The organism is Pedobacter polysacchareus (assembly GCF_019802255.1).
Lineage (GTDB): Bacteria > Bacteroidota > Bacteroidia > Sphingobacteriales > Sphingobacteriaceae > Pedobacter > Pedobacter polysacchareus.
The window spans coordinates 425,036-437,979 of sequence record NZ_JAHYSS010000005.1 but is presented as its reverse complement, the minus strand read 5'-3'; the positions used below and the strand labels follow the sequence as shown (position 1 = coordinate 437,979).

General features: G+C 41.0%; 12 protein-coding genes. 8 read left to right on the top strand and 4 right to left on the bottom strand.

The window, feature by feature from the left end; genetic code table 11:
- Positions 1-15: 15 nt before the first annotated feature.
- Positions 16-1,107, top strand: a complete 1,092-nt coding sequence (locus K7X70_RS16465) for a mannose-1-phosphate guanylyltransferase (protein ID WP_222538078.1) — start codon at positions 16-18, stop codon at positions 1,105-1,107.
- A 103-nt stretch (positions 1,108-1,210) separates the two neighbouring features.
- The gene (locus K7X70_RS16460) at positions 1,211-2,482 is read left to right on the top strand and encodes an Hsp70 family protein (protein WP_222538077.1); all 1,272 of its coding nucleotides are present in this window, start codon (positions 1,211-1,213) and stop codon (positions 2,480-2,482) included.
- 57 nt (positions 2,483-2,539) lie between these two features.
- Here K7X70_RS16460 and rlmB read toward each other — a convergent pair whose 3' ends face one another.
- Positions 2,540-3,310 (bottom strand): 23S rRNA (guanosine(2251)-2'-O)-methyltransferase RlmB, encoded by a 771-nt coding sequence (rlmB, locus tag K7X70_RS16455; protein WP_222538076.1) that lies wholly within the window; start codon positions 3,308-3,310, stop codon positions 2,540-2,542.
- A 210-nt stretch (positions 3,311-3,520) separates the two neighbouring features.
- Between rlmB and dnaB the strand changes: the two genes are divergently transcribed.
- On the top strand, positions 3,521-5,089 hold the full coding sequence (dnaB, locus tag K7X70_RS16450) for a replicative DNA helicase (protein ID WP_062548127.1): 1,569 nt from the start codon (positions 3,521-3,523) through the stop codon (positions 5,087-5,089).
- A 10-nt stretch (positions 5,090-5,099) separates the two neighbouring features.
- On the opposite strand, the gene chrA is transcribed toward dnaB, so the two are convergent.
- Positions 5,100-6,299 (bottom strand): chromate efflux transporter, encoded by a 1,200-nt coding sequence (gene chrA, locus K7X70_RS16445; protein WP_432443886.1) that lies wholly within the window; start codon positions 6,297-6,299, stop codon positions 5,100-5,102.
- A gap of 11 nt (positions 6,300-6,310) precedes the next feature.
- Complete coding sequence (locus K7X70_RS16440) at positions 6,311-6,646, bottom strand: tetratricopeptide repeat protein (RefSeq protein ID WP_222538074.1); 336 nt, start codon at positions 6,644-6,646, stop codon at positions 6,311-6,313.
- A 45-nt stretch (positions 6,647-6,691) separates the two neighbouring features.
- Here K7X70_RS16440 and K7X70_RS16435 point away from each other — a divergent pair, with 45 nt between their 5' ends.
- From K7X70_RS16435 to K7X70_RS16415, 5 genes are all read left to right on the top strand, one after another.
- Positions 6,692-7,429 (top strand): electron transfer flavoprotein subunit beta/FixA family protein, encoded by a 738-nt coding sequence (locus tag K7X70_RS16435; RefSeq protein WP_222538073.1) that lies wholly within the window; start codon positions 6,692-6,694, stop codon positions 7,427-7,429.
- Between the two features lie 42 nt (positions 7,430-7,471).
- Complete coding sequence (locus K7X70_RS16430; protein ID WP_222538072.1) at positions 7,472-8,443, top strand: electron transfer flavoprotein subunit alpha/FixB family protein; 972 nt, start codon at positions 7,472-7,474, stop codon at positions 8,441-8,443.
- A gap of 45 nt (positions 8,444-8,488) precedes the next feature.
- On the top strand, positions 8,489-9,103 hold the full coding sequence (locus tag K7X70_RS16425; protein ID WP_222538071.1) for a bifunctional nuclease family protein: 615 nt from the start codon (positions 8,489-8,491) through the stop codon (positions 9,101-9,103).
- Positions 9,104-9,207: 104 nt separating this feature from the next.
- Positions 9,208-10,473, top strand: coding sequence for a nucleoside permease (locus K7X70_RS16420; RefSeq protein ID WP_222538070.1), 1,266 nt, complete (start codon positions 9,208-9,210; stop codon positions 10,471-10,473).
- Between the two features lie 21 nt (positions 10,474-10,494).
- Positions 10,495-11,523 carry a DUF3667 domain-containing protein gene (locus K7X70_RS16415; protein WP_222538069.1) on the top strand — a complete coding sequence of 343 codons (1,029 nt, stop codon included), beginning with the start codon at positions 10,495-10,497 and terminating at the stop codon, positions 11,521-11,523.
- A gap of 82 nt (positions 11,524-11,605) precedes the next feature.
- Here K7X70_RS16415 and K7X70_RS16410 read toward each other — a convergent pair whose 3' ends face one another.
- Positions 11,606-12,892, bottom strand: a complete 1,287-nt coding sequence (locus tag K7X70_RS16410) for a citrate synthase (protein WP_062548119.1) — start codon at positions 12,890-12,892, stop codon at positions 11,606-11,608.
- Positions 12,893-12,944 lie beyond the last annotated feature (52 nt).

Below are 12,944 nucleotides of genomic sequence, written 5' to 3'. Positions count from 1 at the left end.
TACTTTCGATTTAGCATGAATAAAAATAATTACGCATTAATAATGGCCGGTGGCGTTGGCAGTAGATTTTGGCCAGTCAGCAGAACAGAATTCCCAAAGCAGTTTATCGATTTCTTCGGAATTGGCAAAACACTGATTCAAAGCACTTATGAGCGTTTTTTAAAAGTCTGTCCAGCAGAGAATATTTTTGTAGTGACCAATGAGATCTATACCGATATTGTTAAAGAACAATTACCAGATCTGGCAGTCAATCAAATACTTGCCGAACCAATTATGAGAAATACGGCGCCATGCGTTTCTTATGGCTCCATGAAAATCCTTAATCTGAATCCAGATGCCACCATTGTGGTTGCACCTTCAGACCATACCATTACCAACCAAGAGGCGTTTATCGCGGCGATTGAACAATCTTTAAAAGCAGCTTCAGAAAACGATTGTCTGATTACTTTAGGGATTAAGCCAAGCAGACCGGACACTGGATACGGGTATATCCAATATGTAGAAAACACCCTTGCTACCGATGATCAGATCCACAAGGTGAAGATTTTCACGGAGAAGCCCAACCTGGAACTGGCAAAATCATTTATTCAGAGCGGTGATTTCTTATGGAATGCCGGAATCTTTATCTGGTCGGCCAAATCGATCACTAAGGCCTTCTCTAAGCACCTTCCTGACATGCATGAGATCTTCCTTCAGGGGAATCCGATCTACAACACCGAAAGGGAAGCAAACTTTATCAGCGACGCTTATCAGCAGTGCACCAATATCTCTATAGATTTTGGTATTATGGAGAAAGCCGACAATGTATACGTCCTTCCTGCGGATTTTGGCTGGTCAGACCTGGGTACCTGGGCTTCCATCTATGAAATTGCAGCACACGATTACGTTGGCAATGCCGTTATTCCAGCAGAAAAAGTGATGATGTTTGATTCCTCAAACTGCATGGTGAATGTACCAAAAGACAAATTGGTGATCCTTCAGGGTCTTCATGACTACATTGTAGTAGAATCCAACAACACTTTGATGATCTGTCCAAGAACAGAGGAACAAAACATTAAACAGATAGTTGCCGATGTAAAATCAAAATTCGGCACAAAGTATATATAAACAAGCGTTTACCTTTTTTCATGATACATCCGGATTCTGGCTTCAGTCGAAATCCGGATGTATTGTTTTTATCATTTTTTCTTGCCCCAAATTTCTCATTACAATGAATAAGTACTTATACGGAATTGACTTTGGAACTACCAATTCTGCCCTATCCATCTATGACGATGAAAAAAAAGAAATCATCGCTACCATTACTGTTCCTTCCATTCTATACTTCAAGGATGAGGCTACTGAAGCAGATTCCATCACTTATTATGTGGGAGAAGATGCGATAAACGCCTATATCAATGATGGCATGAAAGGTCGTTTCATGAAGTCGGTTAAAAGAGTACTGCCGAGAAGTAGTTTCATTGAAACCCGCGTATTCACTAAAAAATACAATGCTTCGGACCTGGTGACGCTGATCTTAAAAGACCTGAAAGCGAAAGCAGATAAAATCATCGGGTATGATTGTCAGAAAGCCATCATTGGCCGACCGGTTTTCTTTGACGATGAGAGTTCCGCAAAGGATGCGCTGGCTCAAAAACGCTTAAACAAAGCGGCCGAGAATGCAGGATTTACCGACTTCCGTTTTCAATTTGAGCCTATTGGGGCGGCTTTTGCTTATGAGCAGTCGATCACTAAAAAAGAGAAAGTACTGGTTGCCGATCTTGGCGGTGGAACAACAGATTTCACTTATCTGGAATTAGATCCGGAAAAAGTAGGCAGTAAAGACCGTAAGAATGACATTCTTGCTACCGGTGGAATTTACATTGGTGGAGATAGTTTTGATTCCTCTTTCATGTGGGATCAGGGTACCCCTCATTTTGGTAAAGATACCCTTTACGAAGCTGCACCAGGTAAAATGCTGACCGTTCCTAACTCCTATTTCAGCAACATATGTTCCTGGGAGCAAATGAACTTCTTTAATGGCATCAAGGTGAGGAATGACATCCAAACCTATTACCATTACTCTAAACAGGCCCCTAAATTCAAAAACCTGATTACCTTAACGGACCATAACCTGGGTTATTCCGTATTTCAATCTATTGAGAAAACAAAGGTTAGTTTATCGAAACAGGAAGCGGCTCCATTTGTGTACCACAATATGGAGATCGATATTGATCAGGAGGTGACCCTGGAGCAATACAATAAAATTATTCAGAAGGATTTAAGAAAGATCAGTCTGTATCTGGAAGAGTTTTTAACGAAAAACAAGATCAATCCTGCAGAGATAGACAGCTTATTCCTGACTGGTGGAACTTCCATGGTATCAGCAGTAAAAGATTTGTTTAACAGCAGATTTCCCGGCGTGCCGGTCAACTCAGGCGACAACTTTATCAGTGTAGCCAAAGGACTGGCCTACAGCGGATACTTGTTCGAAGAAGCTTAAAAAAAATGGGAGCCTGTTTTGCAGGCTCCCAAAATATCAAAACATAAATTCTTAAAATTATAGGGTCTGACGCTGTCTGATCGCTTCGTAAAGAATTACACCTGCCGAAACAGACACATTTAGTGAGCTGATCTCTCCAATCATCGGGATTTTAGCCAGGTGATTTGCCATTCTCATGATGTCATTTGAAATCCCTTCATCCTCTGCTCCCATTACAATTGCTGTAGGTGCAGTATAATCAGGTGCATAAATCAAATCATTGGTTTTTTCTGTACAGGCAACAATCTGCAAACCACAATCCTGCAAGTACAAAGCTACTTTATGAAGGTTCGGGTGTCTGCATACCGGAATGCTGAATAATGCTCCTGCCGAAGTTTTAATCGCATCTGCATTGATCTGTGCTGAGTTTTTAGTAGGTACAATGATGGCATGTGCACCGGCACAAGCCGCTGTTCTGGCAATTGCCCCCATATTACGCACATCGGTAATGCCATCCAGGATCAATACCAATGGCACTTCACCTTTCTCATAAACCGCCGGGATAATGTCTTCAATTTTCTGGAAAGTAATGGCAGAAATCACCGCAATCACACCCTGGTGATTCTTTAAGGTCATTCTGTTCAGCTTTTCTACCGGAACATTATGAACTGGTGCATCTACATCTTTCAAATATCCTTTCAGCTCCACGATCAGATCGCCGCCTAATCCACGCTGAATATAAATACTTTCAATATCTTTACCAGCTTTAATAGCTTCTATTACAGCTCGTATGCCAAATACGAATTCATTATTTTCTTTAGCTCTCGCAGGTCTCCTCGAATGTTCCATCTTTCTTAAAATTGAAGCGCAAAAATAGCTGAAATAATGCGATTTAAGGAAACCAATTTTCCGAGCGCGCTAAACCACTGTTTTCCACATAGTTCGGCTGAGAAAATCCGGCCTTCCTTAAATTTACAACTGCAAATCCATTAATTACTCTTTTTAAATGTTCATAAAAGAATTAAGCAAAGGCCCTAATTTTTCCATATTTTTGTGACCATGAGTAACGACAACGGAAATCAAGGACAAGATAAAGCTACCTTCACTGCCAGAAAGGCCAGAATCAGCAATTCCATGAATACCATGGGAAAGATACCACCTCAGGCATTAGACCTTGAAGAAGCTGTTTTAGGTGCTTTAATGCTAGAAAAGGACGCCCTATCTACTGTAATTGACATCTTAAAACCAGAAGTATTCTATGCGGAAGCGCATAAAAAAATCTTCGAGGCCATTGCCTTATTATTCCAGAAATCAAAACCTGTAGATATTTTAACCGTTACCGCAGAACTGAGAAACCTGGGTTTACTGGAGATGGTAGGCGGTGCTTACTATATCACCAATTTAACCAACAGGGTTGCTTCTGCAGCCAACATTGAATACCATTCGAGGATCATTTCTCAAAAATATATCCAGAGAGAGCTGATCAGGATCTCTTCTGAGATCATCCAAAATGCTTACGAGGACACCACAGATATTTTCGACCTGCTGGATCATGCAGAGAAAAACCTGTTTGACATTGCACAGAATAACCTGCGCAGGGACACCCAGAAAATGGATGAGATTGTAAAACAATCTTTAGCCACTTTAGAAGCGCTTCGCGGAAAAAGCGACGGTTTAACGGGGGTACCTTCCGGTTTTACCGACTTAGACCGGATTACCGGTGGATGGCAGCCTTCAGATTTAGTGATCATCGCGGCACGTCCGGCGATGGGAAAGACGGCCTTCGTACTGACCTGCGCAAGAAACGCGGCAGTAGATTTCAAACGTCCCGTGGTGGTATTCTCCCTGGAGATGTCCTCAGTACAGTTGGTGAATCGTTTGATTTCCGGAGAAACAGAAATCGAGCAGGAGAAAATCAGAAAAGGAAACCTTGCGGAGTGGGAATGGCAGCAGCTCCATAGCAAAATCGGCACCTTAACAGAAGCGCCATTATTAATTGACGATACCCCTGCCTTGAACATCTTTGAGTTCAGAGCGAAATGCAGAAGGTTAAAATCACAATACGACTTACAGCTGATCATCATCGATTACTTGCAGTTGATGCATGGTAAAGGTGAAGGCGGTGGTGGAAACAGGGAGCAGGAGATTGGTAGCATCTCCAGGGCCCTGAAATCTGTGGCTAAAGAACTAAACGTTCCTGTACTGGCACTTTCTCAGCTGAGTCGTGCGGTAGAGAGCAGACCAGGTCAGAATGGTAAACGCCCGATGCTATCGGATTTACGTGAATCCGGTTCCATTGAGCAGGATGCGGATATGGTGCTCTTCTTATACAGACCGGAATATTACGGCATTACAGAAGATGAGCAAGGACGTTCACAAGCAGGTATTGGAGAGGTAATTATCGCGAAACACCGTAACGGTGAAACCGGTATTGTTCCCTTACGATTCATCGGTAAATACGTTAAATTTACAGATCTGGAAGACAATTTTGCGGCACCTACTTCCTTCTCTATGGACAGCACCAGCGCAGGCATGGCTCCTTCGCAGGATTTTGACCGCCCAGCAGGAAACGTCATCATCAAGCCATCCAGAATGGACGATATGCATGACGATGACGCTCCATTTTAAAGGATAGGATTTAGATAAAATAACCTAATAATATGCCTGCCAATACAATAATTGGCGGGCTTATTTTTGTGAAGTTCAGCAACAGAAAAGTGCAGACCATTACGCCTATTGCCATCAGATTTAAGCCCATTGGCTGTACCAGCAGCATAAAAGCGGCAATGATAAAGCCAACACTTACAGCATTGATCCCCACCATAGAGTATTTGATGCGGGAAATCTTTTTCAGGTCTTCCCAGAAAGGCACAATAAACAGGACCAAAATCAAACCAGGCAGGTTGATTCCCATCACGGCGACAAAACCACCTAAGATCTGACCGGTTAATCCAAAACCAAAAGTTTTCATACTCAGCGCGCCCACATAACTGGTAAATGAAAACGTCGGACCTGGCAAAGCCTGCTGTAAAGCAAATCCGGAAAGAAAATCGGTTCCCGTCAGGTAACGTTTCATTTCCACAAACTCGGTAAACATCAGCGGTACTAAAACTTGTCCGCCGCCAAAAATGAAAATCCCATTCCGGTAAAAATTCTCGAATAACCTGATCGGCAGACTAAAAAGAGAGGTGCGGTTGATAATAGCACCTAAAGAAGCTAAAATCAGTAATACTCCAATAAAGTAGATCAGTTTTTTGGGGTTGATGTTGGAAAATAGGCGCACCCTCAGCTCACTTTCCTCTTTCGGCGTACCAATGGCAGAGGAAATCATCCCGCCGATTAAAATGGCAATTGGAAATACATACGCATTTCTCAATACCATAGTGCCGACCACCGCAGCGACGGCCAGAAAGATAGTCAGCTGTGAAACCAAGACTCTTTTTGCCAGGTTATAAGCACCAAAAGCAACAATCCCCAAAGCGATGGGCTGGATGTACTCCAATATTTCGTTGAACTTTTGCTGCTGTCCCCATTTGCCAAAACTAATGGCGGCAAAGGTCATCAGCGCCGCAGAAGGGATGATCCAAATGAGAAAAGTAAGGATGGCCAGCTTCAGCCCTCCTACTTTATACCCAATCCCAACCAGGGTTTGGGTAGAAGCAGGACCGGGTAATACCTGCGATAGCGCATTTAGTTCCAGAAGTTCCTCTTCTGTAATGTACCTGACATCCTTTACAAAATATTTAAGCAATAATGCCAGGTGTGCCTGTGCACCGCCAAAAGCAGTAAACGTGAAGAGGAAAACGTCTCTGATAAACAACAGTTGTCTTTTGTTCATCATCTCCCAGGCTAATCGTCTTCGTAATCCAGACCTGCAGCAGAATTATAAGCGCCCTGCAATTCAGAAAAGGCGTGCATATCCCGTTTATTCCTGGCTACAGTCATCCCTTTTTGATAAATCTCCAGGGCCGTATCTTTCTGTCCTTGTTTCTCATAAAGTTTTCCTAAATGGTAATAAGTACCTACATAATCCGGGTGATCACTGGTTAGTTTTAAGTAATATTCAAATGCCTTTTCTACGTCATTTGAATTGTTATATTCGGTAGCTAAAGCGTACAGAACGAATGGATCATGAGGATCATTGGATAAAAACTCCAATAACTTTGCTAATCGGGTACTTTGCATTTTAAATCCCTGCTTTTTTAATTAGATTTGCAAAAAGACAATTTTATGAAAATATTAGTTTGTATCAGTAATGTGCCCGACACAACGACAAAAATAACTTTTACTAACGATAATACACAATTCAATACATCAGGCGTACAATTTATTGTAAATCCGTATGATGAAATTGCCTTATCTAAAGCAATTGAGTTGTGTGAGGGTGGTAAAGGAACCGTTACCGTAATCAATGTTGGAGAAAGCACCACAGACCCAACCATAAGAAAAGCACTTGCCATCGGAGCAGATGATGCTGTCAGAATCAACGCTGAACCTAGAGACGCTTACTTCACGGCGTACCAAATCGCGGAGTATGCAAAAACCACAGACTTCGATATGATCCTTTGCGGACGTGAATCTATTGACTACAATGGATCACAGGTAGCAGCAATGGTGGGCGAGTTTTTAGATATTCCTTCGATCTCCATCATCAAAAAGCTAGACTTTGATGGAACGACTGCCACAATAGAACGTGAAATTGAAGGTGGAAAAGAAGTAGTTTCTGTCACTGGCAAGTTTATTGCAAGCTGTGCAGAAGGTACTGCAGTTCCAACCATTCCAAATATGAGAGGCATTATGTCTGCAAGGTCTAAGCCGCTGCAAGTAGTGGAAGCTAAAGACATCGCGCAGATCAGCAAAGTCACTAAGTTTGAGACTCCTGCCCCACGTGGTGCAGTGAAACTGATCCCTGCAGAGTCTGCAGCACAGTTAATCGAGCTTTTACATACAGAAGCTAAAGTGATCTAATCCGTTCTATTCTCATTTTTAAAATTATTTAATAAAGATCTTATGTCAGTTTTAGTATATGTAGAACAAGTCGATGGTAAGTTTAAGAAATCTGTTTTTGAAGCAGTAGCTTATGCGAAAGCCATTGCAGATATACAAGGAAGTAATTTAACCGCGATATCTATTGGTAATGTTGGAGAAAGCGAATTAAAAGAGCTGGGTAAATACGGCGCTTCTAAAGTTTTAAACGTAGCCAACGACCAATTAAAGAACTTCGTAAACCAGGCTTATGCTTCGGTGATCGCGGAAGCCGCTAAAAAAGAAGGCGCAGATGTAGTGGTCTTGTCGAACTCTTTCTCTGGAAAAGGTTTAGCACCACGCGTTGCAGTGAAATTGGAAGCAGGATTAGTAGACGGTGCGGTAGAATTGCCTAAAATTGATGGCGCTTCGTTTTCAGTAAAGAAAAATGCCTTCTCTGGAAAAGCATTTGCCATTACAGAACTGACTTCAGCGATTAAAGTGATTGCTTTAAACCCAAATGCTTTTGGTGTAAAAGAATCAGCTGTTGATGCTGCTATTGAAACTTTCGCTCCGGAAGTGAAAGCGACCGATTTAGTGGCCATCGTTAAAGAAATCGTTAGAGCAACTGACAAAATCTCTTTACCGGATGCAGAATTGGTAGTTTCCGCAGGGCGAGGCCTTAAAGGTCCTGAAAACTGGGGAATGATCGAAGAGCTTGCCGGATTACTTGGCGCGGCTACAGCCTGCTCTAAACCAGTCTCAGATGCAGACTGGAGACCTCACTCTGAACACGTTGGACAAACTGGTATTGCCATCAGTCCGAATTTATATATCGCCATTGGTATTTCCGGAGCAATCCAGCATTTAGCAGGCGTAAGTTCTTCAAAAGTGATCGTGGTGATCAACAAAGATCCAGAAGCTCCTTTCTTTAAAGTTGCGGATTACGGGATCGTTGGCGATGCCTTTGAAGTTGTTCCCCAATTAATAGAAGCATTAAAAGCACATAAAGGCTAAATAAATATCCGGCTGAAACCTTGTTTTGGCCGGGTATTACTTAAGATGAAAAAAGTAAAACTCGAAATTATCGGTTTGTCTTACAGCCAAACCCAATCAGGTGCTTATGCCCTGGTTCTTGGTGAAGTAAATGGCAGAAGACGTTTACCGATCATCATCGGTGCGTTTGAAGCACAAGCTATTGCCATAGAAATTGAGAAGATGGTCCCAAGCAGACCGCTTACTCACGACCTGTTCAAGACTTTTGCACAGACTTATCATGTACAAATCACAGAGATATTGATTTACAACCTGGTAGAGGGTGTATTCTTTGCTAAACTGATTTGCACGGATGGCGAAACCATCCAGGAAATTGATGCCAGAACATCTGATGCCATTGCATTAGCAGTTCGCTTCAATGCCACCATCTACACTTATGAATTTATCCTTTCTTCAGCGGGTATTGTCATTGAAGGCAATGACTTCTTGTTCTTAGAAAACATGGATAACATCTCAAAAGAACAGAGTTCTGAAGACATGAGCCCTTCCATTCCTGGCTCCAATTATAAATCACTCAGCATAGAAGAATTAAATCAGAAACTTCAGGAGGCCATTGCCGAAGAAGCGTACGAGAAAGCAGCAAGAATACGTGATGAATTAAACAGAAGAAATTCTGCATAACCCCCTATTACTTATTATTTTAAATATCTTATCTCAATTTAGACGATCTATTCAAAATAGTTCTATCTTGAAGTATTAATTCAAAAAACTACTAAATTATTATTATGAATGTTAAGTTACGCTTAACTCTGATGAATTTTTTACAATTCTTTATCTGGGGTTCATGGCTTATTACTATTGGCGTGTATTGGTTCCAGAATAAAGGATGGTCAGGTGCAGAATTCGGAATCATCTTCTCCACTATGGGGATTTCTTCTATTTTCATGCCTGCACTTGCCGGAATTATTTCAGATCGTTTTGTAAATGCGGAAAAGTTATACGGAACATTTCACATTCTTGGGGCATGTGTCCTTTTTTGCCTCCCAATGGTGACCAATCCCAGTACATTTTTCTGGGTCATCCTGCTCAACATGATCTTTTATATGCCCACGCTGTCTTTATCGATTACCGTGGCTTATTCAGCTTTAAAGAATGCCAAACAGGATGTCGTAAAAGACTATCCCCCAATTAGAATCTGGGGAACAATTGGTTTTATCGCTGCCTTATGGGTAGTGAGTTTAACTGGAAATGAAGCTTCTTCGAATCAGTTTTACATCGCATCAGGTGTTTCTCTGGCTTTAGGTATTTATGCCTTCACCCTACCAAAATGCCCTCCATTGTCTAACAAAGTAGAAAGCAAATCCTTTGTAGATGCCTTAGGATTAAGGGCTTTCACCTTGTTCAAACAAAAGAAATTTGCGGTATTCTTTCTTTTCTCTATGTTTTTAGGTGCAGCTTTACAGCTGACAAATGCTTATGGAGATACTTACCTGCATGATTTCAAAGAAGTTCCGGAATTCAGCAACCTGCTGGCAGTGAAATATCCTGCGATCATCATGTCGATTTCACAGATCTCTGAAACCTTATTTATTCTGGCCATCCCCTTCTTCTTAAGGAAGTTTGGTATTAAATACGTAATGCTGTTCAGTATGCTGGCCTGGGTATTGAGATTCGGTCTTTTCGCCTTTGGCGATCCTGCGGGCGGATTGTGGATGATCATTATGTCATGTATCGTTTATGGAATGGCATTTGACTTCTTTAACATCTCCGGTTCTTTATTCGTAGAGACTCAGATAGATGAGAAAATCAGAGGAAGTGCACAAGGTTTATTCATGATGATGGTTAACGGTTTTGGTGCTTTATTTGGAAGTTTCACCAGCGGTATGATCATTGAGCATTTCTTTACCGGAGCAAATCAGAGCAAAGACTGGCAGGGCATCTGGTTAACTTTTGCAGCTTATACGCTGATATTGGCCATCACCTTCCCTTTCATCTTCAAATACAAGCACAACAAAGCGGAATTAAATGCGATCAATGCAATGAACCATTAACCAACAGATAACCTCTCTAATATGTCTGGTAAATATCGTAAAGAAAAGGACTGCTTAAATTGCGGTCATGAGGTCGAAGCTCATTTTTGCTCTTACTGCGGCCAAGAAAACATCGTTGTTAAGGAGGATGCACTACACATGGTGGTGCATGCTGTTTCCGATTATTTTCATTTTGAATCCAAGTTTTTTGGGACGATTAAACCTTTATTACTGCAGCCGGGCTTATTGACACAAAAGTATGTGGAAGGTAAAAGAGCCTCCTATTTACACCCAATTAAGCTATACATCTTTATCAGTATTGTTTTCTTTCTAGTCACTTTATCTGGCAATGAAAAGAAGAAAAGCGAACAGAAAAGACAAACGACAGGACTGTCCAAAGACAGTGTAGACAAAGCTCAGCTAAGGGAAGTAAAAACTAAAGCAAGTAATTTTGACATTTTAGGTAAGATTAACGAAAAGGTAGAGGAGGAAAAACAAAAAAGTGACTCTATTCGTCCAACAAATATCATACAGTTGGATGAGGCTAAGGACAGTACCTTAGCAGCCTACGAAAAAAGACAGCTGACCTTACCAGAAAATAAGCGGGACGGATTTATAGAAAAGTACTTCAATAAAAAAGCGATCATGCTCAATAATTCTGAGGATGCCAACAAGAAAGTAGAAGAAAATCTTTTACACAACATTCCAAAATTGATGTTCATCTTGCTCCCGCTTTTCGCATTACTGTTAAAACTGGTTTACATTGATAAGAAAAAATATTATTTTGAGCATCTGATTTACTCTTTTCATATACACTCCGCGATATTTTTAGTGGTACTGATCAGCATCTTCATTACCTGGGCCGCTGGCTATATTTATGACATTAGCAGCATTATTTTTACCCTCTGCTTCTTCTACATCGTCTGGTACATCTACCAGTCTTTAAGAACATTCTATCAAGGCAATGTTGGAGCAACTATACTCAGGTTTTTCTTATTGATCATCTGCTATACCATACTACTCACACTCACCATCCTCATAGGACTTGGTGTATCTACCGCGATGATATAAAAAATTGATCTGTTAAAAAACAAGCTCATAAAAAAACCGCTTCCTTAACAGAAGCGGTTTTTTTATGAGCTTTAAAACAGGATTAACGCTTGTCTAAAGGCACAAATTCTCTATTGGTATGACCAACATACACCTGACGTGGGCGACCGATTGGTTCTTTATTCTCATGCATTTCTTTCCATTGTGCAATCCATCCTGGCAGACGTCCTAAAGCAAACAATACCGTGAACATATCTGTAGGGAAGCCTAGCGCTCTGTAAATGATTCCAGAATAGAAATCTACGTTAGGATAAAGCTTACGCTCTACAAAGTAAGGATCGCTCAATGCAGCTTCTTCTAATTTCTTAGCAATCTCCAATACTGGATCATTGATACCTAATTTTTCTAAAATATCGTCACAAGCTTTCTTAATGATTTTAGCTCTTGGGTCAAAGTTTTTATAAACTCTGTGTCCGAAGCCCATCATACGGAAAGGATCGTTTTTGTCTTTTGCTTTATTGATCCATTTTTCTGTATCACCACCATCTTCTTTAATGCGTTCCAGCATTTCAATTACCGCCTGGTTGGCACCACCATGAAGTGGACCCCATAAAGCAGCGATTCCTGCAGAAACAGAAGCGTAAAGGTTACAGTCTGATGAGCCTACCATTCTTACGGTCGATGCAGAACAGTTTTGCTCATGATCCGCATGTAAGATCAGTAAAGTATTCATCGCACTTACGACTACAGGATCAATATCAATTTCTTCTGTACGCTGACCGAAGATCATGTTTAAGAAATTGCTAACGTAGTCGTATTTATTTTTTGGATAGATCAGTGGGTGACCTAAAGATTTTTTATAAATGAAAGATACAATCGTTGGGAACTTAGCCAGTAATTTAATCATGGTCAGATCCATGGTTTCCGGCGAAGAGTTTGCATTCAATGACTCTGGGTAGAAAGTAGACAATGAGCACACCAATGAAGCCAACTGCGCCATCGGATGAGATTTAGAAGGGTAACCATCTAAAAACTTCTTCATGTCTTCATGAATCAGTGTATGACGGCTGATCGAAACCTGGAAATCAGTCAATTGCTCAGTGGTAGGTAAATCGCCATATATAAGCAGGTATGCTACTTCTAAGAAGGTAGATTTTTCCGCAAGTTCTTCAATTGAATAACCACGGTATTTTAAAATCCCCTTTTCTCCGTCTAAAAAGGTAATTGCACTTTTAGTGGATCCGGTGTTTTTGTAACCAAAGTCTAAGGTAATGTGACCGGTTAAATCTCTAAGTTTAGAAATATCTATAGACTTCTCCCCTTCGGTACCGGTAATAACGGGAAATTCATAGACTTTTCCGTCAATCTTAATTTCTGCAATATCTGACATATATATATCTTAAATTTATAATAAACAAAACTAGCTATTCCATATTGAATAG